This window comes from Empedobacter sp. UBA5528, assembly GCF_002426075.1.
Taxonomy (GTDB): Bacteria; Bacteroidota; Bacteroidia; order Flavobacteriales; family Weeksellaceae; genus Empedobacter; species Empedobacter falsenii_B.
On record NZ_DINY01000046.1, the window covers coordinates 13762 to 40287 of the forward strand.

Genomic DNA, 26526 nt, shown 5'->3' on the forward strand with positions numbered 1-26526 from the left:
TGATTCTGATTATGCGTTAGCGTTTTTATATTTTTTTACTTCTTCGATGAACTCATCAAATAAATATTCTGTATCAACTGGTCCTCCCATTGCTTCTGGGTGGAATTGAACTGTAAAAATTGGTTTTGATTCGTGACGAATTCCTTCACATGTTCCATCATTTAAGTTCGTAAAGAATGTTTTAAATCCTTCTGGTAATTTCGAATCATCTACTGCGAAACCGTGGTTTTGAGATGTAATGAAACATCTTTTTGTTCCTACTAATTGTACAGGTTGATTGTGCGAACGGTGTCCGTATTTTAATTTAAAAGTAGATGCACCAGCTGCTAAACTTACCAATTGATTTCCTAAACAAATTCCGAAAATTGGTTTATCTCCTTTCAAAGATTCTTTGATATTATTAATCGTAGGAACACATAAAGCTGGATCACCAGGTCCATTCGAGATAAATAATCCATCATATTCTAATGTTGAATAATCATAATCCCAAGGAACTCGAATTACCTCAACATCACGATTTACAAAACAACGGATGATGTTATTTTTCACTCCACAATCAATCAAAACAATTTTGACATCAGCACCTTCGTTGTAACGAATCACTTCTTTACAAGAAACTTGATCTACTAAATTATCTTCGTTCGGATCGTAATATGCGACATCTGTATCAGCTACAATTTTTCCTAAAGTAGAACCTTGCTCACGTAATTTTTTTGTAATCATACGTGTATCTACGCCATAAATACCAGGGATATTTTGACTTTCTAACCAAGCTCCTAATTTTTGAATAGCGTTCCAATGCGAATAATCATCAGCATAATAAGAAACAACCAAACCAGTTACTTGAATTTGGTTCGATTCCATCCAAGCTTCAATTTCATTAATCATTGCTTTATCATCTGGAACACCATAGTTTCCGATCATTGGAGCTGTCATCACCATAATCTGCCCTTTGTAAGAAGGGTCAGTCAAACTTTCATTATATCCAACCAAAGCTGTGTTGAATACTACTTCTCCTGCGGCAGAAGTATACGCACCGAAAGATTTTCCTTCGATTTCTAATCCGTCTTGGAATACTAATTTTACTGTCTTATCCATTGATGATAATGTTAATTTCAGTTTCTAAAGCTGATATGAATTTATCTATGTATTGTTTTGTTACTGTTAAAGGTGGCAATAAACGAATAACGTTTGTACCTGCGTAGCCTACAAAAATATTGTGTTTTGTAACTAAGTTGTTTTTTAATTCGCCGATTGGGAAATCAAACTCGATACCAATCATTGATCCTCGACCACGAACTTCTTTAATTTTTGGAAATTTATTTAATTGGATTCCAACATATTCTCCAATTTCTTTTGCATTTTCGATTAAGTTTTCTTGCTCAATCACATCTAAAACGGCCACAGCAGCAGCACAAGCTAAATGATTTCCTCCGAAAGTTGTTCCTAATAATCCGTAAGAAGCTTTAAATTCTGGAGAGATTAAAACTCCTCCGATTGGAAATCCATTCCCCATTCCTTTTGCCATCGTAATCAAATCTGCTTTGATACCAGAATGTTGATGTGCAAAGAATTTCCCTGAGCGTCCGTAACCACATTGAATTTCATCTGCAATTAAAACCACTCCATTTTCTGTACAAACTTTTCTTAATTCTTGTACAAACTCGTCAGAAGGTAAAATGATTCCTCCAACTCCTTGAATTGGTTCGTAAATTACCGCTGCAACATCTCCTCCAGCAATTACTTCTTTCACTTCATCAATGTTATATTCTACGAAAGATACTTTGTGATGAGAATTAAATGGAGCTACAATTTTTGGATTATCTGTTAGCGCAACTGTTCCTGAAGTTCGTCCATGAAACGCATCTTTGAACGCAATTACACGGTCTTTTCCTGTGTGAAAAGAGGCTAGTTTTACTGCATTTTCATTAGCTTCTGCTCCAGAGTTAATCAAGAATAAAGTATAATCTTCGTAACCTGATGCTTTACCTAATTTTTCTGCCAATTCTTGTTGAATCGGAATATTTACTGAGTTTGAATAAAACCCGATATTATTAATTTGTTCTGTTAATTTCTCAACATAATATGGATGCGAGTGACCGATAGAAATCACTGCGTGACCTCCATAAAGGTCCAAATATTCTTTTCCGTTTTCGTCCCAAAGAATACAATCTTTAGCTTTAACCGGAGTTACATTCATTAATGGATATACGTCAAATAGTTTCATTTAATAAGTTTTAAGTGATGAGTTTTGAGTAATGAGTTAAGCTATTGTTCTAATTTTATTTATTAATCCAATTAGCATTGCTTTAATTTCATTACACTCATCTGTTAATTTTGAATATTCTTCAATATTTATATAATTCAAATCTTTAGCTAGCAAAATAAAATATGTGACTTCATTCAAAGAGCCTAAAGAAATATTTAAAAATTGAGCAAAGTCTTTATTTGAGTTTCTTCCACAACCTTCTGCAATATTTGCTGGTATAGAAGATGATGCTCTTTTAATTTGAGAAATTAATCCAAATTGTTCTTCTTTTGGAAATTGATTTACAATTTTATATAAATCTAAAACCAAGAGATGTGAACGATTCCAAACTTGTAATTTTCTATAATCTTGCATACTCAAAACTTATAACTCAATACTCACAACTTTTTAAAACGCCACCGTTTTAAGATTAAGTCCTAAGTTTTCTTCCCAACCGAACATCAAGTTCATGTTTTCTACGGCTTGTCCAGAAGCTCCTTTTGTTAGATTATCGATGATAGAAGTGATTAACAATACATCGTCTTGTTTCTGGATATGTAAAAAACATTTGTTGGTATTTACGACTTGTTTCAATGCAATTGGTGCGTCAGAAACATGTGTAAAAGGTTCGTTTTTGTAATATTCGTTGAAGATATTTTTTGCTTCTTCTTCTGATAAATCAGATTTTAAATAAACACCTGCTAAAATTCCGCGCGCAAAATCTCCTCGCATTGGTAAGAAATATACTTTGTTATTGAAATCTTTTTCTAATTGATTCAATGTTTGGTAAATTTCTCCTTCGTGTTGATGCGTAAATTCTTTGTAGAAAGAAACGTTATTGTTTCGCCAACTAAAGTGCGTAGAAGCTGATAAACTTTGTCCAGCACCTGTAGAACCCGTTACAGCATTGATATGAATATCATTTTTGATTTCATTTTTCGCTGCCAATGGTAACAATGCTAATTGAATAGCTGTTGCAAAACAACCTGGATTTGCAATATTTTGAGCTGTTTTGATTGCTTCGCGATCTAATTCTGGTAAACCGTAAACAAACGTTCTATCTTCGAAAATGTGGTTCGCATTTAATCGAAAATCGTTACTCAAATCAATAATTTTTGTGTTGGCTGAGTATTTATTGTTCTGTAAAAACTCTGCCGATTTTCCGTGACCAAGGCATAAAAAAACGACATCAGCATTTTCGTCTATTTTATCCGAAAATAAGATGTCAGTTTCTCCAAACAAATCGTCGTGCACTTTGGTAACGGGGTTGCCTGCATTTGATGTACTGTACACAGACGAAATATTAACCATCGGATGATGTATCAATATTCTTAGCAGTTCGCCTGCTGTGTAGCCAGCACCTCCTACAATGCTTACGTTAATTTTGTTTGTCATTTGTTATGTTTTGCGCGTGTTTTTTTTAAGGTATAATACCTATACTATATTTCTAAAATAAAGTGGACTCGTTGGAATCCACTTTAAAGAATCAATTAATCGAAACTATGAACAATCTTTAATTGATTACCGAATATTTTGATGAAACCTCTTGCATCTCTACTGTCCCAAGCTTCGTTTTCTTCTCCATAAGTAGCGACTTTAGATTGCATCATATCATAAGGCGATTCTATTCCAATCATTGAAAAATGATAAGGATTTAATTGTACTTTCACTTTTCCTGTTACATGATTTTGAGAAGATTCTAAGAATGCTTCGATATCACGCATTACTGGATCCAAGTATTGTGCTTCGTGCAATAAGGTTCCGTACCAGTTTGATAACGAATCTTTGTGCAACAATTGCCATCTTGTAAGTGTATGTTTTTCTAATAAGTGGTGTGCTTTGATTAATAAATAAGCTGCTGGCGCTTCGAAACCTACACGTCCTTTGATACCTAAAATTGTATCTCCTACGTGGATGTCGCGACCAATTGCATATTCACCACCGATTTCGTTTAATTTTTGAATTAATGCAACTGGAGATAATTTTTCTCCATCTAAACCTACTGGAATACCTTTTTCAAATTCAATTTCGATAACAGATGGTTCTGTTCTTGATAATTGTGTTGGATAAGCTTCTTCTGGCAACGCTTGGTTAGATGTTAATGTTTCTACTCCACCAACAGATGTTCCCCAAATTCCTCTGTTAATAGAGTATTTAGCTTTTTCCCAACTATAGTTTACACCATTTGCTTGTAAATATTCTACCTCTTGTTGACGAGATAATTTTTCGTCGCGAATTGGTGTGATGATTTTAGATTGTGGTGAGATAACTGCAAAAGCAACATCAAAACGAATTTGATCATTTCCTGCTCCTGTAGATCCATGTACAATGTATTCTGCATCTACATCTTTTGCATACTGAGCAATTGCAATTGATTGGAACATACGTTCTGCACTTACTGATAATGGGTAAGTGTTATTTTTTAAGATGTTTCCGTAGATTAAGTAGCGAACACAATCGTTGTAATATTTGTCTGTAATATCAATTGTAACGTGTTTAGAAGATCCTAATTCGTAGGCACGTGCTTCGATATCTTTTAACTCTTCTGCCGAAAATCCACCAGTATTTACAATTACTGTATGCACTTCCATTCCTTGATCTTTTGTTAAGTTAACCAAACAGTACGATGTATCTAAACCTCCACTGTAAGCTAAAACTGCTTTGTTGCTCATTGTTTGTTTATTTGTTTATATTGGGAATAATTCTTCTTAATTCATTGGTAACCTCTTCTCGGCTACTCTCTTCTTTCATTACGATTAATACCGTATCGTCTCCAGCTATTGTTCCAATTATGGTATTGAAATGTGTGTTGTCAATCTCAAAAGCGATTCTGTTTGCATAACCTGGTTTTGTTTTGATAACTCCCAAATTTTTAGAGAAAATCAAACTTGCATTTTCGTTATGTGTAACGGTTGCTGTTGGAACAGCACTTTCTGTAAGGCGATAAATGTATTGTCCTGAACTATTAGGAACTTTTGAAACTTTCAATTCGCGCAAATCTCTCGATAAAGTGGCTTGAGTAACTGTGATCTCTAAATCGATTAATTTTTTTAATAATTCGTCTTGATTACTTATTTCTTGATCTGTTATTAAATCTTTTATAATCTGGAATCTGTATTTTTTATTACTCATTTTGAATATTTATTCGAAATTTTATGCAAATATACTCATTTTAGACAAAAAAAAACCTTAGTTCGTATATTTATTCATCTTCTTTTTTTGATTGATTTGCCAATGCGCGCTTAGCGTACTCGTCATCAAGGTTATCATAAACCAATCCTGTACAAATACAACGCTCACGATCATTTTCCATCAAGATGTGATAGTTTTTACAACTTTTACATCCATTCCAAAATTCATCCGATTGTGTTAATTCCGAAAATGTTACTGGCTTGTATCCTAATTTTGTGTTCATACGCATTACAGCTAAAGAAGTTGTAATACTAAAGATTTTTGATTTCGGGAATTTTGTACGTGACAATTCAAAAACAGCGTGTTTTATTTCGCGTCCAATTCCTGAACTCCTTAAATCTGTACGAACAATTAAACCTGAGTTTACGACGAATTTTTCTTCTTCGTACGTTTCTATGTAGCTAAACCCTGCTATTTGATCATCATCATCAAAAGCAATCACAGCATTTCCATTACGCATTTTGCGTTCAAGATAAACTGGATTTCGTTTAGCAATACCCGTTTTTCTCATACGAGCTGATTCTTCGTACCATTCGCACAACAATTCTGTGTACTTGGCATCATCTGCATTTGCTATTCTAACATACATAATTTAAGGGAAAGTCGATTAATAAAGAGGAATTGAGAAAAGATGACCTTTTGTCATCACACTTAAGTAAAATATGAGAACCAAAAGGTGTGCTTTCATTGCGAAAGCTACTCTCATAATTGAGAAGAACAATTTCAGTAATTTCTTCCATTAATCAACAAGATATTCAGTTATTATACTGAGATGCAAAGTTAAATATTATATTTTTGTATCACCAAAAAAAAGCAAACAAAATTTACATATTTATTAAAATGTTGAAAATTATTAAAATAGGAGGCGGAATTATCGATAACGAGCAAGACTTAGAACAATTCCTACAAACGTTTTCCGAAATTAAAGAACCTAAAATTTTGGTTCATGGAGGAGGAAAAGGTGCTTCGAAGATGTTAAATCAATTGGGAATCGAACCAAAAATGATCGAAGGTCGTCGCATTACAGACAAACCAACATTGGATGTTGTCACAGGATTATATGCTGGAAATTTGAACAAATCTATCGTTTCTAAATTACAAGAATTTGGATGCAATGCATTAGGATTATCTGGTGCAGATGGTAATGCAATCAAAGGTTCTAAGCGTCCTGTAAAAACTATTGATTATGGTTTTGTTGGAGATTTGAATCATGAAAGTGTCAACAAAGAATTATTTCAATTATTAATTGATAACAATATCACACCAGTAGTTTGTGCGATTACACATGATGGAAATGGACAATTGTTGAATACTAATGCAGATACTATTGCCTCTACAATTGCGGTTGCTATGTCACAAGAAAATGAAGTAGAATTAAATTTCTGTTTTGATAAAATTGGCGTACTTCGTTATGTAAATGATGACACAACATTGATTCCAAAAATTAACGAAACTTTATATTTGCAGTTAAAAGAAGAAGGTGTAATTTTCGAAGGAATGATTCCAAAATTAGACAATTCATTCAAAGTAATCAATGCGGGTGTAAAAAATGTATGTTTGGTGCACGCGCGCAACATTAACTCAGAGATTAAAACAATTTTATGTTAGAATTAACTGTTCTCAAAAAGAAAGCTGTCGATTTGTTGTGTCAATTAATCGAAACTCAATCTTTTTCGAGCGAAGAAGATAAAACGGCCGATATTATTTTCAAGTTTTTAACTGATCATGGTGCTACGGCTCATCGTCAGAATAACAATGTTTGGAGTATTCATCCAAATTTTGATGAGAACAAAAAAACAATTTTATTAAACTCTCATCACGACACTGTAAAATTTGGCTCTTCTTGGACATATGATCCATTAAAAGCTACAATCGAAGGTGATAAATTAGTAGGTTTAGGAAGTAACGATGCAGGAGCTTCTGCGGTAAGTTTATTAGCCACTTATATCAATTTTTTGAATGATGATTTACCATTTAATCTAATTGTCGCAATCACAGCTGAAGAAGAAAGTTCAGGGCAATTAAATGTTGCAAGTATTTTACCTAATTTACCAAAAATCGATTTGGGAATTGTAGGAGAACCTACGCAAATGGACATGGCAATTGCAGAACGTGGTTTGGTTGTAATGGACGTAATTGTAAAAGGAAAAACTGGACATGCTGCAAGAAACGAAGGTGTAAATGCAATTTACGAAGCGATTGATGTGATGAATTGGTTCAAAACGTATCAATTCGAAAGAGTTTCGGATATGTTAGGACCAGTTAAAATGACGGTTACACAAATTGAAGCAGGAAAGCAACACAATGTTGTGCCAGATGAATGTCGTTTGGTTGTAGATTGTCGTGTAAACGAATTGTACTCAAATCAAGAAGTTGTTGATATTATTTCAAGTTGTTTACCAAAAGCAGAAATTAAAGCACGTTCGTTGCGTTTAAATTCTTCACGTATTTCAGAAAATCATCCAATTGTACAAAAAGGAATCGAATTAGGTTGTACAACATATGGTTCGCCAACAATGTCGGATCAAGCAATGATGAATTTCGAAACGGTAAAAATGGGACCTGGAGATTCAGCTCGTTCTCATACACCAGACGAATATATTTATTTATCCGAAATAGAACATGGAATTGAACGATATACAAGTTTATTAAAAGATTTTACGTTTTAAATTAAGAATAAACTCTTATAATCGAAAAAGCATCTTCATACAATTGAAGATGCTTTTTAATTTTATCAAAACTGATAATTAAAACCTGCAAAACATAAAGATATGTTCTAAAAATTAAACACAAAAAAAGAGGCTAATTAATTTTAGCCTCTTTTTTTATATATGAAATTAAGTCTTACTCAATTTGCATTTTAACTGGAATGTTGAAATTCAACTTCGCAGCACGACCATCTTCTGTTTGAGCAGGTTTGATCGTTTTCCCTCTTTTTTGTTGACGTTGTGTAATACGCTCTAAAGCTTTTTTAGCTTCAGGACCTAACTTAGCATCACCCATTGGAGAAATTCCAACGATTCTACCTTCAGTGTCAATTTGGAAAGAAAGTTTAGCAGCTACTACACCAGATAAACCTTGACCAGCAGCGTCATTCGCAAAATCTTGCAACTCGTCTTGTAAATCTTGTGATAACTTTTTAGATAAACAGTCTGTTGCAGCTTGTTTACCTTTTGCAGCATCTTTCTCACAACCAGGATATACCGCCATTACAGCCGCTGTACGAGCAGTTACTGTAGATGGAGCTGCAGGTTCTGTACCTTTCCCTGGATTAGGAGTACTTGGTGTATCCTTTGGTGCTTCTTTTTTAGTATTTACTTCATTAGCACCTCCAGTTTGTGTTGTTGATTTTGGCCCTTCTCTATCTACTAAACCTAAATCTTTATCGGCCATTTCCTTTACTTCGACAATAGGCTCTTCTTTTTTAGGCTGAGCTTTAGGTTCTGGCATAACCACTCTAACCTGAGCTGTTTCTTCTTGATATCTTTGTTCTGGCTCTGGCTTTGGTGGCTCTGGTTCAACCACTTCTTCCTCTTTTGGAGGCTCAGGAATATTCAAATCCTCAAGCTGAACATCTACGACTACGTCTTCTGACTTTTTACTTTCAAACAAACCTGTTGCAGAAGCAATAAGACCAAAAGCTAAAATCGCAATTACTATAAATCCACGAATGAAAGCTTTCAATAATGTACTCTTCTCAGACATTCTCATGTCATAAGCTCCATACGCTTTATTTCTACCTTCAAATACAATCTCGTCTAAGGATTTTAGTTTGTTGTTATTTTCTGACATTTTAATTCTTTTAAATTTAACAATTAAACTAATTATTTACCTACTTTTTCGTCGAACACTTTTTGTTCAAAAGGTGCAACAGGTACGATTCCGTAACGAGTAGACTTTGTAATTTCCATTTCATCTAAGATAGTTACTAAATTATCATACGTAGCATCATCCATAGGTTTGATAATTACAGTAAACTTATCTTTATCTGCTCTACCTTGTGCTGCTGTAATAACATCACGAATTTTAGAGTAGTCAGTTTCATTTAGAGTTCCTCCGTTTAATCCTGCCTGATCTTGTTGATGCCAAAATAACTTATTATCCTTTCCAATTAAAATTGATATAGAATTATTCAATTTTATTTCTGGTTTATCAGTTGGATCTAATTTGTCAATTTTTGGAGGCATATTCAAGTTCATTACATTTGGTTTGATCGATGTCGCCGCAAACATAAAGAAAGTAATTAATAAGAAACCTAAATCAACCAAAGGAGCCATATCGACTTTCGTCGAATTCTTTTTGGAACGGACTTTCTTTCCGCCACCGTCATCGTGACTTTCTATTTGTGCCATTTTCTAATTTCTTAATAATTATTCTTGAGATGTAATTAACTGGAACTTATTCATATTTTTCATTTGCAATTGTTGAATCAAAGTTTTGAATTTTTTGTATTCAGATTTTTGATCACCTTTAATTGCTAAGAAAATATCTGGGTTCACTTCTTTTGCTTCAAATACCCAATCAATTAATTCTTGATTTTTGTTCGGTATCGTATCTAATGGAATACCTGGATGATATGATTGTTGTTTATCAGCAGACTGATTCAAATAATTTCTCATTTCATTCATTGGTACACCAAACTCTACTATGCTTTTGAATGCATTCTTTTCAGCATCTGTAAACTTTACTCCGTACTTATCACCCATTCTTTCTAATGTAGGAATACGATCTTTTTCTTCTAATCCGAATAAGAACTTACCTTCACCATCAATTTTAATGATCATCATATTTTCAGCAGCCATTTTTTGGTTCGAAACAGATGTTGGTGTTACGACAGGAACAACTTCAGGTTCTCTAAAGTTAGATGTCAAAATAAAGAAAGTTAACAAAAGCCAAGCCATGTCAGACATAGCTGTTAAGTCCATCGAAGGACCTCTTCTTTTTGGTTTTACTCTTGCCATTTTCTCTGTATTATTAATTAATATTCTAAATTGTTTGTTGTTTGATTTTGTCCTTATACTATCCTTCTAAGGCTTCGTCAATTGAATATTAATTGTGAGCAGAGAAAGATTGTTGGATACTCATTCCTACTTCGTCAATTTTGAATGTTAAATCATCAATTTTAGAAGTTAAAAAAGCATACATAATAATAGCGAATGCAGAAGCACCAATACCCATACCTGTATTAATTAAGGCTTCGGCAATACCTACTGATAATTGAGCTGCATCTGGAGATCCTCCTCCTTCACCTAATGCGAAGAATGCTTTAATCATCCCGATTACTGTACCCATTAAGGCAATTAACGTACCTACAGAAGCAATTGTAGAGATAATAGTCATGTTTTTCTCTAACGTTGGCATTTCTAATGTAGTCGCTTCTTCTAACGTTTTACCTAATTGAGCTAATTTTTGCTCTTTGTTTAACGTTGTGTCGTTTTCTAAAGCTTTGTAAGTTGTTAAACCTTCTTTAACTACGTTACCTACAGCTCCTTTTTGTTTGTCACATAATTCAATTGCTTTGTTAACTTCATTTTTGTTTAATAAAGCACGAATGTCATTTACAAACTTCTCAGCAGATCCAGTTCCTTTTGCTTTGTTTAAAGCGATAACACGGTCAATTGAGAAAACGATTACCATAAAGAAGAAAGACATTAAGAATGGAATAATCACCCCTCCTTTATGAATAATTCCTAAAAAGTTTAAAGGATTACCTTTTTCTACATCTCCTCCTTCGAAATTACCTTCTGCTCCAAATACAAACTTGAAGATCCCCATTGCGATTGCAATTAAAATGATCATAGTAATCACAGGGTTAAGACCTCCCTTTTTAGTTTTAGCTGGTACTGTTACATTCTTTTCCATTTACTAATTCTTTTAAATATTATGATTTTTATTAATGTGGGTGTAAATTAAGTGAAAATTTTTTAATTCTTCTAAATTTTTTACGTTGTTATCATATTAAATTTTCAATCTACTTGAAATCAATAGAATTTTTTACTGATTTGACAATTAAAAAATAATCAAAACAATATATCTAATATTAAACAATGTATAATTTTATTAAAATCAGCCTTCCCACAAAAAATAACCTATCGCAAATTTATTCAATAATTATACATATTTATATTTTTTTTTAAGAATTAAATTATTATTTTGACTTTTGCACTTCAATAATTATAAATGCTATGAAAGTTTGTATTGCCGAAAAACCTAGTGTTGCTAAAGATATCGCCAAAGTAATTGGTGCGAATCAAAAGCACGATGGATACTATGAAGGAAATGGATTTCAGGTCACTTGGACTTTCGGACACTTGTGTACATTAAAAGAACCGCAAGATTATACACCCGAGTGGAAAAGCTGGGATCTTAATTATTTGCCAATGATTCCGCAAAGTTTCGGAATTAAATTAATTGCAGATAAAGGTGTCTCGAAACAATTTCATATCATCGAAAAATTAGTCACGAACGATCAAGTCGACGAGATTATAAACTGTGGCGATGCTGGACAGGAAGGAGAATTGATACAACGTTGGGTTTTACTTAAAGCGCGTGCTAAAGCGCCAATGAAGCGTTTATGGATTTCTTCGTTGACAGAAGAAGCAATTAAAGAAGGTTTTGATAATTTGAAAGATGGAGAAAAATATTTCAATCTTTTTTCTGCAGGACAAGCGCGTGCAATTGGCGATTGGTTACTAGGAATGAACGCTACACGATTATTTACCAAAAAATTTGCGCCGCCAAAAACAGTTCTTTCTATTGGTCGTGTGCAAACACCTACATTAGCAATGATTGTACAGCGTCAAAAAGAAATCAATGCGTTTATTATTGAGGAATATTGGGAATTGAAAACGATTTTCAAAGAAGTAGAGTTTAATGCGACAATACCTCGTTTAAAATCTGAAGAAAAAGCCAAACAAGGTTTAGATTTCATCAAAAATCGAGAGTTTGAAATCATTGATTTCGATGTAAAAGAGGGTCGTGAAAAAAATCCTCGCCTATTCGATTTAACTGCTTTACAAGTAGAAGCGAATAAAAAATATGCGTTTTCGGCAGAAAATACCTTAAAATATATACAAAGTCTTTACGAGAAAAAATTTGTGACCTATCCTCGTGTTGATACCACTTATCTTTCGGAAGATATTCACCCTAAAGTTCCTGGAATTTTAAATAAATTAACCGCTTATCAAAATTTGATTGCTCCTTTGATGACGCAACCAATTCCGATGTCAAAAGCAGTTTTTGATAATACAAAAGTAACCGATCACCACGCTATTATTCCTACCGAAATCTTTCCACAAGGTTTATCGAACGAAGAAAAACGTATCTATGATTTGGTTGCACGACGTTTTATTGCTGTTTTTTATCCAGAATGTAAAGTTGCCAACACAACTGTCGAAGGAAAAGTTGAAAATAATGGAAAAGACGGTCAACTTTCTGCTATAAATTTTAAAGCAACGGGAAAACAAATTCTCGAAATGGGTTGGCGCGAAGTCTATGCAAAAGATAAAAAGGAAGACGAAAAAGATGAGGAAAAGATAATGCCGATTTTTGAGATTGGTGAAAAAGGTCCTCACGAACCATTTATTCACAAAGGAAAAACAACTCCGCCAAAACATTATACAGAAGCGACTCTATTACGAGGAATGGAAACTGCTGGACGACAAGTAGATGATGAAGAAATGCGCGAATTGATGAAAGAAAATGGAATTGGTCGACCTTCAACGCGTGCAAATATTATCGAGACCTTGTTTCGTAGAAAATACATCGAAAAGAAAAAACGTAATATTATCGCCACACAAACTGGTATTGATTTGATTGATACCATTCAAAATGAATTATTAAAATCTCCTGAATTGACAGGTGTTTGGGAACGAAAACTTCGTTTGATTGAAAAAGGTGAATACGAATTAGAACAATTTAAGCAAGAATTGATTGAAATGGTTTCGAAACTAACATTTGATGTAAAAAATAGTTACTTCAGACCAATCGCTTCTCATCAGAATTCAGTTCAAATAGCTGAAAAACCTAAAAAGGAACGTAAACCGAAAGAAGAAATTAATCTGGAAGATGCAACTTGTCCAAAATGTAAAACACATAAATTAGTCAAAGGAAAAGCCGCTTATGGTTGTGCAAACTTTGCAGCATGTGGATTCAAAATTCCGTTCGAGTTTATGGGTAAAAAATTAACTGATAAACAAATTTTGGATTTGTTAACCAAACAAAAAACTGGAAAAATGGCTGGCTTAATCAATCCTGAAAATGGAGAAAAAGTTACTGGTAAAGCTATTTTAGGAATGAATTTCGATTTAGAATTTGAAGAAATGTAAAAAAAATAAAGCGAGTTTCGAAATTCGAAACTCGCTAATTATATTTCTCTAACGTTTCTTTCAAAATTGTTTTGACTTTTTCTTTCAATTTTTTAGGTTCGATAATTGTAACTGAACGACTCATAGAAAGAATTTCGCTGATAAAATCTTCGGTCAAAAATAGTTCTAAACCAATTAAAACTTCATCGTTTTTAGTTTCTAAAATTTGTTGGGATTCGTGCAAAGGCAAAGATTCTAAATAGGCCGCTTGTTTTTTGGTCACAGAAAGCACTATTTTTTCTGGTTTTTCTGAACTTGGAACAATAATCCCGAACGAATATTTGTACTTATCATTGTAATTAAACTCGATATTATCATCAATTTTATCTCTAAGAATCAAAACTTTATTCATTCGTTCCAAACCAAAATTTTTGACAATTCCTTTATCATCCGCAATCAAATACCATCGGTTATTGTGCTCTCTAATTGCAATTGGAGAAACTTTACGAATCGTTTCTTTTTCCTCTCCAAATTTTTGATAATGAAATTCAATTTTCTTTTTTCCTTGAATTGCTTGTACAATATCTGGTAAAAATTCGGCGCGTTTTGGCTTTCTTTTTTCCAAATACACAATAGATTCGAGCGAATTTGTCAATTTCAAAGCAGAAAAACTATTAATTTCTTCTAAAGTTTTCAGAAATAAATCAGAGCTATAATCGTCTTGAATAATATAATATCCACGCTGACTGCGACTATACATTATATCAATTCCCAATATATTTCTGATTTCTTGAATATCGCGCTGTAATGTACGTTTAGAGAAATTAAACTCTAATGTATCATCATTAAGTTGAAGCATTTCAAATTCTCTTTCCAAAAAACGCTCTAAATCTTCATAAGAACAATATTTTTGTTGTGATAATTTACGAACAATATTGAAATAACGCGCGATATAACCTTGTTTTGACATTGAATTGGAAGTGTTTGAGCAAACTTAAGTTATCTGTAATTAAAAACAAAAAAAAGTAACATTTCATTACAAAATGTTACTTTTTCTTCATTAATAAAAATGAAATATTCGAAAAAACGGATTCTATTTTTTAGATTTTTTTACTTTTGTTTTTGCATCTTTCGTAGCTGCTTTTACATCTTGTACCGCCGCTTCTATTGTTGTTGTAGCTGAGTCTACCGTAGCTGCCGCTGAATCTACTACTACTTCTGATGTTATTTCAACTGGAGTTGTGCTATCTTCAACTTTCGCTGTTTCGATGAAATTAGAAAGTTTATCAACAATTTCTGCGTTAGAAGTTGGTTCATTCTTCACTTTTACGCTTAAGAAAATTGATGGTGCAGCATTATCTTGAATATAATTTGATTCGTTTTGATAAACTCCGTCATTTTTAACAGCTGTTGAATTTAAGTTTTCTGTTAACTCTTTTGCTACTTTAACTGTTTCGTTAAATGCAACATTTTGTTTAAAAACAACTGCGGCAACTTTATTTGTATTATCATCAGTTTTTTCAAAATTTAATGTCATGATTAACTCAGGTTTTAAACTATCGATGATTGATCTTTTCTCTTCATCTTTTAATCCTTTCGTTAAATCTTTCCATAAAAGAACCTGAACATTTTCTTTATTCAAAGATTCTAACTTTGTTTTAAATTCTGATGCGATATTTGTTCCTGATTCTACAGCGATATTATCTACAATATCTAAAATAACAACTTTTGGAGCATCTTCTACAACTTTATTTGTAATTTCTGTTGTAGGAACTTTTATTTCATTTTTTGTAGTAAAAGAGAAAGAAACTAACCCTATTGCTACGACTCCTAATACTTGCGTCAATTTTTTCATAATAAATGTGTTTTGTTTAAAAAATGATACTTTTTAAATAGTTAGTACATGAATAAGCTTTGCAGACACTGTTCCGAAAACTCTTAATTAATCCTAATAAATGTTATAGTTTTCTTAATTGACTTATTTTATAAGGGATTCAGAGGAGTTAAATTTATTATTTTTCAAAATTTAGAAAATATAAAACATAAAAAAAGCTCAAATAAGTTGAGCTTTTATATTATTTACATGCAGCAATTATCTGCACAAAATCATCATATTTTAATGAAGCACCACCAACAAGACCGCCGTCAATATCTGGTTGAGCAAAAATTTCGTTCGCATTCTGTGCATTTACACTTCCTCCGTACAAAATACTTGTATCATTCGCGACTTCTACGCCAAATTCATCATTCAAAACTTTACGAATAAATGCATGAATTTCTTGCGCTTGCTCTGGTGTAGCTGTTTTTCCAGTTCCAATTGCCCAAACTGGTTCGTAAGCAATAATCAAACGAGAAAGATCTTCTGGTTTTTGAGCAACTAAAGCATCCATTAATTGGGTTTTTACAACCTCAAAATGTTTCTCAGCTTCACGTTCTTCTAATTTTTCTCCTACACAAAGAATTGGATTAATTTGATGTTTAAAAGCTTGTTTTAATTTCTCAGCAATTACAATATCTGTTTCTCCTTGATATTCTCTACGCTCAGAATGCCCAATAATAGCGAAATCTAATCCGATACTATCCAATTGTTCTGCTGAAATATCTCCTGTATACGCTCCTTTTTCGTGAGCAGAAATATCTTGCGAAGAAATCTTAACATATTGCTCATCTACAGCTTCTAACAATGTTTGTAAATAAATAGAAGAAGGCGCAATTATAACTTGTGCAATTGGATGATTATCTGCCACCCAAGCATTAAGGTTTGTTGCTAAATGAATTGCTTCTTCATAATTTAAGTTCATTTTCCAGTTTCCTGCTACTATTCTATCACGCATAAAAAAGTGTATTTTATTTGATTTTGGTTTTAATATTTATTGCAAGATAATTATTTCTTGCGAAATTATACCTGATTTATTTTATGCGAACGCGCGGATCTAGAATTCCGTAAAGTATATCAACCAGAATATTAATTACAATAAACATCACCGCAATAACTAAAACAGCTCCCATCACAATTGGTAAATCTAATGTATTCAATGCATTTACGATTTCTTTTCCTAAACCATTCCAACCAAAAACAAATTCCACAAAAACCGATCCTGCCAACATCGACGCAAACCAACCCGAAATTGCTGTAACAACTGGATTAAGTGCATTTCGTAATGCATGTTTTGTAATCACCGTTTTTCTAGAAAGTCCTTTTGCAAAAGCTGTTCGGATATAATCTTGGTTCAAAACTTCTAACAACGAATTTCGTGTTAATTGCGTAAAAACCGCTAACGGACGCGAACCTAATGTAATTGCTGGAAGAATTAAATTTTTCAACATCAAATGTTTTCCTTCTCCCAAATCATCCACTTCATATAGACTTCCAATCATATTCAGCCCTGTAATATCGTGCATCAAAAAAGCAAAAATATAGGCAATGATAATTGCCGAAAAGAAAGACGGAATACTCATACCAAAGCTTGTTACGACCAACAAAACTCTGTCAATCCATGTATCTTTCATCAAAGCAGAAACAATTCCCAACGCAACACCAATTATCGTTGCAATAATGATGGCTGCAATTGCCAAAACCATTGTATTTGGTAAAGTTTCTCCAATAATTGTACTGACGCTTTTTCCTTGTTTTTGAAAAGATTCACGCAAATAAGGCGTTTTCAAAACCATTTCATTTGTTCCGAAATCTATCAATTTTGTGTAATTGTATTTATCAGAACTTAATGAAGTATATGTTGTATTGTTTTCGTCAATATTATGAAAAGAAATCGGTGACAAATCATTAATATAAAACGCATATTGTTTCCATAAAGGTTGATCTAAACCTAAGTTTTTTCGAATTTGAGCCAATTGCTCTGGATCTTCTTTTTGATCAAGCATCATACGCGCAGGGTCTCCAGGAAGTACCGAAAACAATAGAAAAACTACACTTACTACACCAAAAAGTGTCAAAAATCCGTAGAAAATTTTATTTAAAATATAATTAATCACTTGTTAAAATAAATCTTCTAATTGATTAAGCGAAGGAAAATCATTGTCATGATATTTCGCTTTCACCGTTCCTTTTTCTAAAATCATCACACCTGGATTAGAGCGAATAATTGTTTTCATTGTTGTTTGATCCATAAAACAATTTTCAAGTTCCAAACCTTTAATCGGATTATTTGAAACCGAAACAACTCTATATCCTTTATATTTAGAAGCTTCTTTTCCTAAAATATTCAATTTTTCAATTTGCTTCTCATTTACCTTTTCAACAAAAGGAACAACAAAAACAATCGCTTTCGGAGCATTTAGAATCTCAGAAGTTTTATCAATGCCATTACAATCAAAACTAAAATCATGAATTGGAGGTTCGTACCCTTTTTTCTCGACAATAGTTCGTGTTTTATCCGCTTCAATTACCCAAGGCGTTCCGTGTTTGTACCATTTGTCATCAGCAATATATTGCGCATCATCAATTTCGACTACTTTACCATCAACACTGTTTTTCATCGTGTAAATCGTTTTATACGTTGTTGGTTTCAAACCTAACTCTTGCGGAGATTTCATTCCTTCAATCAAATTTTTGCCAACTGCATAAGATCTAAAATCGATAATTGGTAAATGATTAATTCCGATATAAGCAATAATTGCAGAACCTAAAATTGTTATAAAATTGATTACGTAATTCGCTTTTTCGACAAATAATGGTTTGATATATTTTTGACCAATCACTAAAATAATGATCAACACCAAAAGCACAACATCTTTGTAAAATGATGTCCAAGGTTCTAACTTTAGTGCATCACCAAAACATCCACAATCGGTTACTTTGTTGAAATAAGCTGAATAAAATGTCAAAAATGTAAAGAAAATAATCGTTAACAATAAAGCTATTGTTGTAAATCTTTTCCAAACGCCAAGCAATAATAAAACGCCTAAAACTATTTCAAAAAGTGAAAAGAAAGTTGCCAAAGGCAAACTCAAACCTTCTAAAAATGGAATGTTAAGAACTGTTGGCGAAAAATATTCTTCTAATTTGAAACTTAACCCAATTGGATCTACATTTTTTACAAATCCAGAAATTATAAAAATAACTCCAACTATAATTCGGGCAAATTGAACTAAATACCTCATGAAGCTTTCTTTTCGTTAATTAAAATCATTGCGAAAATCGAATAATTAATCATATCCAAATAATTTGCATCTAAACCTTCAGACACAATTGTTTTTCCTTTATTATCTTCGATACTTTTTGTGCGCAAAACTTTCTGATAAATTAAATCTGTGATCGAACTTACACGCATATCTCTCCAAGCTTCACCGTAATCATGATTTTTTTTCATCATCAAATCGTGCGCAATTGTTGCATATTTATCATAAAATTCGATAGCTTGTTCGTCTGTCAAATCTGGCTGATCTGCAAAACCAAGTTCCAACTGAATCAATGCCATAATCGAATAATTAACGATTGCCACAAATTCTCCTTCTTCGTCTTCATCAACCAAACGCTCCGCTGCTTCTTGCAACGTACGAATACGGTTTACCTTGATAAAAATTTGATCTGTTAAAGACGGCAAACGCAGTACACGCCAAGCTGGACCGTAATCTTGTAATTTTTTTGTATATAAATCTCGACAAACAGAGATGATTTCTTTAAATTGAATTGAGGTATTTTTCATAATTTCGTTTCGATTTCAAAAATAATTGAAATTGCTTAAAGAACTTCTAAGATATGACAATTAATTGTAATGGTCGTTTGATTGATTTGAACGAGCCTAAAATTATGGGAATTTTGAATACAACGCCAAACTCTTTTTACGATGGTGGCAGTAATCAATCGATGAATTTGATTTTAGAAAAAGTTGAAAAACACTTGTCCGAAGGTGCCGATATGATTGATGTTGGTGGTTATTCGACAAAACCTGGAGCAGAAAATATTTCGGAGCAGGAAGAAATTGATAGAACTGCACCAATTATCGAAAAAATTATTGAAGAATATCCAGAATTGATTATTTCGATTGATACTTTTCGAGGAAATGTTGCACGTGAAGCTGTAAAAGTTGGTGCTTCTATTATAAATGATGTTTCGGGTTGGGAGTTAGACGAAAATATGTTTGATGCAATCAAAGAACTTCGAGTTCCATACATTTTAATGCATATGAAAGGAACGCCAAAAACAATGCAAAATAATCCTGCATATGCAGATATTACGCTGGAAGTAAACGAATATTTTTCCAAAAAAATTGCGCAATTAAAAGCTGCAAAAGTGAATGATATTATTTTAGATCCTGGTTTTGGTTTTGCAAAAACATTGGATCATAATTATGAATTATTCAATAAAATGGAAGCTTTAGGTTTTGAAGGTTTTCCTTTGCTGATCGGAATTTCGAGAAAATCGATGATTTATAATTTATTCGAAACAACTCCGCAAGAAGCTTTAAACGGAACTTCTGTCCTGAATATGGTTGCGTTACAAAAAGGTGCAAAAATTTTGCGTGTGCACGATGTAAGAGAAGCAAAAGAAACCTTACAAATTTTCCAAAAATTGAATCAAAAATAAATAAGAAAGCCACTAAAAAGTGGCTTTTATTTTTAATCAATGATTTTACTATTTGGAAAGAAAACTTTGAACGTATCAACAATATTGATATCCGAAGTCAAAATTTGCCAATGTGAATCTTTCACAAATTCAAACACAACTTCGTTGTCGTATAAATTTTCATCCTCAATATTTACATGCAAATTATTTTCTTTTCTATCTCCAATAATCAACGCCTCCGTTACATGTTCCATTTTATAACACAAACTTTCTAACTGATCATATTCCACAAAAATTCCGTCTTGTTGATCAATCACTTCTTGCAATTCGAAAACCGAATATTCGTCCGTTTCACTTTCACCATCAACCCAAAGAATTTTCCAAAAATAATCCTGTATATCTTTTATTGGAGCAATCACCTCTTCCATTCGTTGAATTTGGTTTTCGTCTTCTCCGTAAATTTCTATTTTATAAGTTTCCATATCTATTACAAAATTAAAAAAGTAACTTCAAACGGAAGTTACTTTTTTACAATTTTATACTTTTTCTAACTCATGTTTCACACGTTTTTCAGATTTGATATCCATAACCTGAATCGATTCTTTGCTAAAAATCTTGAACGAATGTTCATGTTTTTCTAAGAGAAAATCATAAGGTCCTTTTGGTGCAATTAATTTCACTAAAACTGGCGCAGTTTCTAACGAGATAAACACAAGAGCTATAAAAATAGCTGCAGTCCCTAAAATTGGATTATTAACTGACAATTCGTCTAAAGCCTGCATACGTGCAGCAAAACCATTGTAATTCTCTTCGGTTGGTTTAGCCGCATCAATTTCTTTTTCTTTTGCAACATTCAATCGATCTAATTCTTTATTAATTTCAGCTAAACGAGGCGCAGATTGTTGAATATAAGTTTCGATTTCGGCAGCTTTTTGTTTTTTCAATTCTGCTTTTCGTTTCGCATTTGGTCCATAACCTTCGCGTCCAGTTGTTGTTTCAGTTTGTGTACCAACAACTTCTTTTTCCAACTCGGTAGAAGCTGAATTATACTCATTTCTTAATTTATCAATTTCTGCATAAATTTCTTTTCGTTCATTCGAAAAAGGCGTTCCCAATTCAGCATAACGCGCATCAATTCCTTTTTGTAATTCCGTTTTATTTCGATTGACAATAATATTTAATTGCTTGTTAATTTCTTTCTCGAAAATTTTTAATTCTAACGGTTTCGAAATCACAATACCTAATAAAATTGCAACCAAAATACGTGGCAAAGCAATAAAAAACTGACGAAAAAATCCACCTGACTTTTTCATTGATGTGACAATATATCGGTCAAGATTAAAAATCATTAATCCCCACAACAAACCAAAACCTGTTGCTGCATATATATTATCAAAAACAGTATTCAGCGCATATCCAGCAGACAAAGCCGCCAAAATTCCTGTAAATAATATGACACCTCCAATACCAACATGTTTGTTGATATCTGTTGGTGTTTTTTTCAAGAGTTCAAGACTACTCCCTGAACAGATGATTAAAAATTTCTGTAGTCCATTCATTTTGCAAATATAGTACTTTGTATAACATATTATTAAATATCGTGCCAAAAAAAGCTGACAATCAAATTGTCAGCTTATATTTTCAAAAAATTTACTTAAACAAAATTAAGCTTGTTTTTCGATTTTAATTCTCCATCCATAAGGATCTTCTGCTAATCCGTATTGAATATCTTTTAATTTCTTTTTCAATTGTAATGCAAAAGAATCTTCTTCAGCTAAAGTTGGTAATTGAGCACGCTCTTCACCAAATCCAACTGCATCGTATTGTGTAATTACAACAGCAGTTCCACATCCAAATACTTCTTTTAATTCTCCTGATTTGTAAGCATCATACAATTCTTGTACTTCTACAGGACGTACTTCTACTTCATATCCACTATCTTTTGCTAAAGTTAAAACAGAATCACGTGTTACTCCGTTCAAAATACGCTCAGACGTTGGCGCTGTTAAAATTTTATTTCCTATACGCACCATCACATTCATTGTTCCTGCTTCTTCAATGTATTTATGCTCGATAGAATCTGTCCAAATTACTTGATCATAACCATCTTTTTGAGCTTCAGAAGTTGGAAAGAAAGATCCAGCATAGTTTCCTCCACATTTTGCAAAACCAACACCTCCCTGAGCTGAACGACTATAATAATCAGCAATTTTTACTGATAAAGGTTTATCGTAATAATTAGGAGCATAAGCTAATAAAATAGCAAAAATATATTCGTTAGATGCCCTAGCAGAAACTGCTTCTTCTGTTGCGAACATTACTGGACGAATATATAATGACGTTCCGTAATCTTTTGGTACCCATTGACGATCGATATCAATAATAGCTTCTAAACCATCAATAAAAATTTCTTTCGGAATTTGAGGCATATTAAGACGTGCCGCAGATAAATTAAAACGCTCGAAGTTTTTCTCTGGACGGAAAATAAACACTTCTTCGTTATCATTTTTGTAGGCTTTCATTCCTTCAAAAATTGTTTGACCATAATGGAAAGACATCGCTGCTGGAGTCATTGAAATTGGTCCGTAAGGAACAATTTTTGGCTCATCCCATTTACCATCTTTGTAATGCGCGATCAACATGTGATCTGTAAACTCTTTCCCAAAAGTAGTAGAGTTAAAAACTGAATCGTTAAATTTTGATTCAGCAATTTTTTCTATAATCATTTTATGATATATTTTGTTTGTGCTTATCAAAGGTACATTTTATTTGCACTTTTTCATAATAAATATCATAACTTTCGACGATGAAAAGAATTATTCAAGAAACGGAAGATGGATCTAAAACTATCTATATTGAAGATTGGGATGAATCTTATCATTCTAAGCATGGCGCTGTACAAGAGGCTTTTCATGTATTTATAAAAAATGGATTTCATCATTTTACAGAAACAAAAAATCCTATAAAAATTATAGAAATTGGATTAGGTACGGGACTTAATTCTTTCATTACTTTGATGGAAGCTGAAAAACATAAAACTCCAGTGCAATATGTTGGAATTGAAAAATTTCCAGTTTCTGATGAAGAATTTGAATTGGTGAATTATTTCGAAAATGTTTTCAAACTTTATCCGGAATTTGAACATCGAAAAGAAGAGTTTTTAGATTATTATCAACAATTATTTCATTCAAATTGGGAAAATTGGCATAAAATTTCTCCTTATTATGAAATTAAGAAAGTAGAAGAAGATTTTTTCAATCTGAAAAATATCAACGAAAATAATTTTGATTTGGTTTATTTTGATGCGTTTGGTTCTCGTGTTCAACCAGAATTATGGGAAAAAGAATTGTTAGAAATTGTTGATTCTCTAACTAAAAAATCTGCCATTTTTACTACTTATGCAGCGAAAGGAACCATAAAAAGAGGATTGAAAGATTTGGGCTATATTGTACAAAAACGTCCTGGACCTCCAGGAAAACGTGAAATGATGGTTGGTTTGAAAGACTTTCCATTTGATAAATAATCTCCTTTATCATTAATTATAAAAATCGTAAATTTGCACCTGAAAACAATTTGATGTTTTCTACATTTTTTTATGACAAATTATATCGAATATAAATTTAAAGTTGCGGAAGTAGAGCCTTTTAATGAAATTATTATTGCAATGATTTCTGAATTACCTTTTGAAAGTTTTGTTGAAAACGGAGAAGGTTTTGATGCTTACATGCCAAAAACTGACGAAAATATTGACCAAGTAAAAGAAGTAATTGACTCTATTGAGAATATTGATTTTTCTTATACGCGTCAAGAAATTGAACAACAAAATTGGAATGCAACTTGGGAAGAAAATTTCACACCAATTTTAGTGAACGACCAATGTTTAATTCGTGCAGAATTTCACGAAACAGTTGAAAATATTCCGTACGAAATTATCATTCAACCAAAAATGTCTTTTGGGACTGGACACCACTCTACAACACACTTGATGGTAGAATATATCTTGGAAACTGAATTTACAGGAAAAGATATTTTGGACATGGGTTGTGGTACGTCAATTCTTGCAATTTTAGGAATGAAACGTGGTGCAAATTATGCAGAATGTATTGATATTGACGAGTGGGCTGTGGAGAATTCTATCGAAAATGGAAAACGAAATGGTGTTAGTTTAGATGCTAAAATGGGTGATAATTCACTTTTAGGAAGCAAACAATTTGACATTATTTTAGCGAATATCAACAAGAATATTTTGATCAGTCAAATTCCTTCTTACATCAACGTTTTGAATGAAAATGGAGATTTATTCTTAAGTGGATTAATGGAGCAAGATTTTGATGATATCTTAGCTTTCTGTACAGAAAATGGTTTGAAATTTGTGTCTAAAAAACAACGAAATGAGTGGATTGCGCTACATTTCAAAAAATAAAATGATATGACAAAATACGCAACGCAACCCATGTGGGAAACGGAAAAAGATTCGGCTGTTGATGTATTGGAACAGGAATCGCACAAATATCAAATTATTGTTTACAATGACGATGTGAATACTTTTGATTGGGTAATCGAGTCGTTGATTGATGTTTGTGAACACACGCCAGAGCAAGCGGAACAATGTTCAATTTTGATTCACTACAAAGGTAAATGCGAAGTCTTGACGGGTGAATTAGAAGATTTAAAACCTCGATGCACAGAGTTATTGAACCGAGGTTTGAGTGCAGAAATTATTTAGAATTTCTTAATAATCATATAAAGCAAAATCAGAATCGTCTAATGTTACATTGGACGATTTTTTGTTTTGATCACTCACTATATACGAATCATAGATCTTCTCGTAAACATGATTTTCTGTTTTTGTATCCACAACTTCTGTAGATTTTTCTGTAGAATTAATCACAAAAGGAGTTACAACCAATGCTAATAGCAATATACAAGCAGCAGCCCACCAAATATTGAAATGTACAACTTTTGTTTCTTTTTTATCAATAGTTTTCGATAAAATTGACTGTTCTAAATCGTCAAAATAATTAGTAGGGGTTGTATAATTTTCCTTTTGTTTTAAGCTTTTAAAATAAATTTCATCTTCTAAATTCTTAAAATAATTCTCTGGAACCTTAAAATTATTTTTTAATCCATTTTCTTTCATATCATTCATAAGACAAAAAAAAGTTAAAAAGGTTTAATCTTCATCCTCTAAAAATTCTTTAATTTTTGTAACTGCATGATGATAAGACGCCTTTAGCGCACCAACAGATGTTCCTGAAATTTCAGAAATTTGTTCATATTTCATTTCATCATAATATTTCATCATAAATACTACGCGCTGCTTTTCTGGCAAACTTGCAATCGCTTTTTGTAGTTTCAACTCAATTTCATCACCTGTAAAATACTCATCCGTAGATAAATCATCTGCAATATTCATCGAATAATCTTCAAACGAAACATTTTGTTCTTTAGCATTTTTATGAATAAAATTGATGGTTTCGTTATAAGTAATCCTAAAAATCCATGTCGATAATTTTGATTCATTTTTGAATGAATTCAAATTTTGATAGATTTTTATAAAAACATTTTGAGCAATATCATCTGCGTCTTCATGAATCAAAACCATACGACGAATTTGCCAATAAACTCTCTGATGATAATCTTTTACAAGAAGTTTAAAAGCCTGTTCCCAATCCTTATCTAAAATGTGATCTAATATTTTCTGATCCAATTAAGTAATATTAAGCTGTAAAGCTATTAAATTTCAAATGATAAACTTCTAATAATTTTGAACATAGTTTATATTTTATATTTTTTTTATGAAATCAAATCCATATTCCACATATACTTAAGTATGAACCTATCAATAAAAGTATATTTCTATTGAAAAATTTATTTGGGCATTCACTCGCTCTATTCCTCGTATTTATACAATCTCCCTCAATTATCTCTTAATAATTCAATAACAAGAAATGTAAATCGCTCGGTCGGGCTATCCGTTGCAATCTTTTGTAGAATAAAATTCTATTACAAGTAAGAAAATCCAATTTCTACAAAAGGATTTAGACTACTCTCCCTAACGCTGGTTGTAAGTTCTGAGTTAGTTGCAAAAAGGAAGCTTCCTTTTTATCAAGAAGAAGCTTCTAGTTGACTAATTAGAAGCTCTTGTTGGATGAAAGCAAGCTTCTTGTTTTATAAAACATAGTCTGGAGATGTGGTAGCTTACATTTTACTTTGTACATTTTACAAAAAAGTATACCCACAAAAAAAGCCTC

General features: G+C 32.4%; 29 protein-coding genes. 7 read left to right on the forward strand and 22 right to left on the reverse strand.

What is annotated here, in order from left to right:
* Positions 1-9: 9 nt before the first annotated feature.
* From carA to B4L98_RS10455, 7 genes are all read right to left on the reverse strand, one after another.
* A complete protein-coding gene (carA, locus tag B4L98_RS10425; protein ID WP_291046821.1) occupies positions 10-1098 on the reverse strand; it encodes a glutamine-hydrolyzing carbamoyl-phosphate synthase small subunit in 1089 nt (362 codons plus the stop codon).
* Positions 1091-2227, reverse strand: coding sequence for an aspartate aminotransferase family protein (locus B4L98_RS10430; RefSeq protein WP_280050113.1), 1137 nt, complete (start codon positions 2225-2227; stop codon positions 1091-1093). The genes carA and B4L98_RS10430 overlap by 8 nt, the downstream gene beginning before the upstream one ends.
* Before the next feature lie 36 nt (positions 2228-2263).
* Positions 2264-2623 (reverse strand): four helix bundle protein, encoded by a 360-nt coding sequence (locus B4L98_RS10435; RefSeq protein ID WP_219034924.1) that lies wholly within the window; start codon positions 2621-2623, stop codon positions 2264-2266.
* A gap of 33 nt (positions 2624-2656) precedes the next feature.
* The gene (argC, locus tag B4L98_RS10440; protein ID WP_291046819.1) at positions 2657-3643 is read right to left on the reverse strand and encodes an N-acetyl-gamma-glutamyl-phosphate reductase; all 987 of its coding nucleotides are present in this window, start codon (positions 3641-3643) and stop codon (positions 2657-2659) included.
* Between the two features lie 95 nt (positions 3644-3738).
* Positions 3739-4920, reverse strand: coding sequence for an argininosuccinate synthase (gene argG / locus B4L98_RS10445; protein WP_125350294.1), 1182 nt, complete (start codon positions 4918-4920; stop codon positions 3739-3741).
* Between the two features lie 7 nt (positions 4921-4927).
* Positions 4928-5380: an arginine repressor gene (locus B4L98_RS10450; RefSeq protein ID WP_221854616.1), complete on the reverse strand. Its 453-nt coding sequence runs from the start codon at positions 5378-5380 to the stop codon at positions 4928-4930.
* A 70-nt stretch (positions 5381-5450) separates the two neighbouring features.
* Positions 5451-6029 (reverse strand): GNAT family N-acetyltransferase, encoded by a 579-nt coding sequence (locus B4L98_RS10455; RefSeq protein WP_038336858.1) that lies wholly within the window; start codon positions 6027-6029, stop codon positions 5451-5453.
* Positions 6030-6280: 251 nt separating this feature from the next.
* Between B4L98_RS10455 and argB the strand changes: the two genes are divergently transcribed.
* Both argB and B4L98_RS10465 read left to right on the forward strand, forming a co-directional pair.
* Positions 6281-7048 carry an acetylglutamate kinase gene (gene argB, locus B4L98_RS10460; RefSeq protein WP_221854615.1) on the forward strand — a complete coding sequence of 256 codons (768 nt, stop codon included), beginning with the start codon at positions 6281-6283 and terminating at the stop codon, positions 7046-7048.
* Positions 7042-8109, forward strand: a complete 1068-nt coding sequence (locus B4L98_RS10465; protein WP_125350296.1) for a M20 family metallo-hydrolase — start codon at positions 7042-7044, stop codon at positions 8107-8109. The genes argB and B4L98_RS10465 overlap by 7 nt, the downstream gene beginning before the upstream one ends.
* 175 nt (positions 8110-8284) lie before the next feature.
* Here B4L98_RS10465 and B4L98_RS10470 read toward each other — a convergent pair whose 3' ends face one another.
* From B4L98_RS10470 to B4L98_RS10485, 4 genes are all read right to left on the reverse strand, one after another.
* A complete protein-coding gene (locus B4L98_RS10470; protein WP_038336862.1) occupies positions 8285-9232 on the reverse strand; it encodes a hypothetical protein in 948 nt (315 codons plus the stop codon).
* Positions 9233-9264: 32 nt separating this feature from the next.
* Positions 9265-9792 carry an ExbD/TolR family protein gene (locus B4L98_RS10475; RefSeq protein ID WP_038336863.1) on the reverse strand — a complete coding sequence of 176 codons (528 nt, stop codon included), beginning with the start codon at positions 9790-9792 and terminating at the stop codon, positions 9265-9267.
* An 18-nt stretch (positions 9793-9810) separates the two neighbouring features.
* Positions 9811-10401 carry a biopolymer transporter ExbD gene (locus B4L98_RS10480; protein WP_291046817.1) on the reverse strand — a complete coding sequence of 197 codons (591 nt, stop codon included), beginning with the start codon at positions 10399-10401 and terminating at the stop codon, positions 9811-9813.
* Positions 10402-10489: 88 nt separating this feature from the next.
* Positions 10490-11302, reverse strand: coding sequence for a MotA/TolQ/ExbB proton channel family protein (locus B4L98_RS10485; RefSeq protein ID WP_038336866.1), 813 nt, complete (start codon positions 11300-11302; stop codon positions 10490-10492).
* Positions 11303-11625: 323 nt separating this feature from the next.
* Here B4L98_RS10485 and B4L98_RS10490 point away from each other — a divergent pair, with 323 nt between their 5' ends.
* The gene (locus tag B4L98_RS10490) at positions 11626-13767 is read left to right on the forward strand and encodes a type IA DNA topoisomerase (RefSeq protein WP_221854610.1); all 2142 of its coding nucleotides are present in this window, start codon (positions 11626-11628) and stop codon (positions 13765-13767) included.
* Between the two features lie 34 nt (positions 13768-13801).
* Here B4L98_RS10490 and B4L98_RS10495 read toward each other — a convergent pair whose 3' ends face one another.
* The 6 genes from B4L98_RS10495 to B4L98_RS10520 all read right to left on the reverse strand — a co-directional run bounded on the left by B4L98_RS10495 (position 13802) and on the right by B4L98_RS10520 (position 19412).
* A complete protein-coding gene (locus tag B4L98_RS10495) occupies positions 13802-14716 on the reverse strand; it encodes a helix-turn-helix transcriptional regulator (RefSeq protein ID WP_038336869.1) in 915 nt (304 codons plus the stop codon).
* 123 nt (positions 14717-14839) lie between these two features.
* On the reverse strand, positions 14840-15601 hold the full coding sequence (locus tag B4L98_RS10500) for a hypothetical protein (RefSeq protein WP_038336870.1): 762 nt from the start codon (positions 15599-15601) through the stop codon (positions 14840-14842).
* A gap of 220 nt (positions 15602-15821) precedes the next feature.
* Positions 15822-16580, reverse strand: coding sequence for a triose-phosphate isomerase (gene tpiA / locus B4L98_RS10505; protein ID WP_180905945.1), 759 nt, complete (start codon positions 16578-16580; stop codon positions 15822-15824).
* A 76-nt stretch (positions 16581-16656) separates the two neighbouring features.
* Complete coding sequence (locus B4L98_RS10510; protein WP_291046815.1) at positions 16657-17739, reverse strand: ABC transporter permease; 1083 nt, start codon at positions 17737-17739, stop codon at positions 16657-16659.
* Between the two features lie 3 nt (positions 17740-17742).
* Positions 17743-18867 carry a BT_3928 family protein gene (locus B4L98_RS10515; RefSeq protein ID WP_291046814.1) on the reverse strand — a complete coding sequence of 375 codons (1125 nt, stop codon included), beginning with the start codon at positions 18865-18867 and terminating at the stop codon, positions 17743-17745.
* Positions 18864-19412: a DUF1599 domain-containing protein gene (locus B4L98_RS10520; protein ID WP_038336876.1), complete on the reverse strand. Its 549-nt coding sequence runs from the start codon at positions 19410-19412 to the stop codon at positions 18864-18866. Before B4L98_RS10520 ends, B4L98_RS10515 begins: the two co-directional genes overlap by 4 nt.
* Positions 19413-19465: 53 nt before the next feature.
* Between B4L98_RS10520 and folP the strand changes: the two genes are divergently transcribed.
* Positions 19466-20293, forward strand: a complete 828-nt coding sequence (gene folP, locus B4L98_RS10525) for a dihydropteroate synthase (protein ID WP_291069215.1) — start codon at positions 19466-19468, stop codon at positions 20291-20293.
* Positions 20294-20325: 32 nt separating this feature from the next.
* On the opposite strand, the gene B4L98_RS10530 is transcribed toward folP, so the two are convergent.
* From B4L98_RS10530 to B4L98_RS10540, 3 genes are all read right to left on the reverse strand, one after another.
* A complete protein-coding gene (locus tag B4L98_RS10530; RefSeq protein ID WP_125350302.1) occupies positions 20326-20754 on the reverse strand; it encodes a hypothetical protein in 429 nt (142 codons plus the stop codon).
* A 54-nt stretch (positions 20755-20808) separates the two neighbouring features.
* Positions 20809-21831 (reverse strand): DUF4407 domain-containing protein, encoded by a 1023-nt coding sequence (locus B4L98_RS10535; protein ID WP_286496044.1) that lies wholly within the window; start codon positions 21829-21831, stop codon positions 20809-20811.
* A 105-nt stretch (positions 21832-21936) separates the two neighbouring features.
* A complete protein-coding gene (locus B4L98_RS10540; protein WP_280038161.1) occupies positions 21937-22998 on the reverse strand; it encodes a branched-chain amino acid aminotransferase in 1062 nt (353 codons plus the stop codon).
* 80 nt (positions 22999-23078) lie between these two features.
* Between B4L98_RS10540 and mnmD the strand changes: the two genes are divergently transcribed.
* The 3 genes from mnmD (at position 23079) to B4L98_RS10555 (ending at position 24998) form a co-directional block, all read left to right on the forward strand.
* The gene (gene mnmD, locus B4L98_RS10545) at positions 23079-23795 is read left to right on the forward strand and encodes a tRNA (5-methylaminomethyl-2-thiouridine)(34)-methyltransferase MnmD (protein WP_291078203.1); all 717 of its coding nucleotides are present in this window, start codon (positions 23079-23081) and stop codon (positions 23793-23795) included.
* Between the two features lie 72 nt (positions 23796-23867).
* Positions 23868-24695 (forward strand): 50S ribosomal protein L11 methyltransferase, encoded by an 828-nt coding sequence (gene prmA / locus B4L98_RS10550; protein WP_125350306.1) that lies wholly within the window; start codon positions 23868-23870, stop codon positions 24693-24695.
* A gap of 6 nt (positions 24696-24701) precedes the next feature.
* Positions 24702-24998: an ATP-dependent Clp protease adaptor ClpS gene (locus B4L98_RS10555; RefSeq protein WP_180905936.1), complete on the forward strand. Its 297-nt coding sequence runs from the start codon at positions 24702-24704 to the stop codon at positions 24996-24998.
* Between the two features lie 6 nt (positions 24999-25004).
* Here the strand turns inward: B4L98_RS10555 and B4L98_RS10560 are convergent, their stop codons facing one another.
* Positions 25005-25421 carry a hypothetical protein gene (locus B4L98_RS10560; protein ID WP_125350307.1) on the reverse strand — a complete coding sequence of 139 codons (417 nt, stop codon included), beginning with the start codon at positions 25419-25421 and terminating at the stop codon, positions 25005-25007.
* A 24-nt stretch (positions 25422-25445) separates the two neighbouring features.
* Positions 25446-25982: an RNA polymerase sigma factor gene (locus B4L98_RS10565; protein ID WP_125350308.1), complete on the reverse strand. Its 537-nt coding sequence runs from the start codon at positions 25980-25982 to the stop codon at positions 25446-25448.
* Positions 25983-26526: the final 544 nt, after the last annotated feature.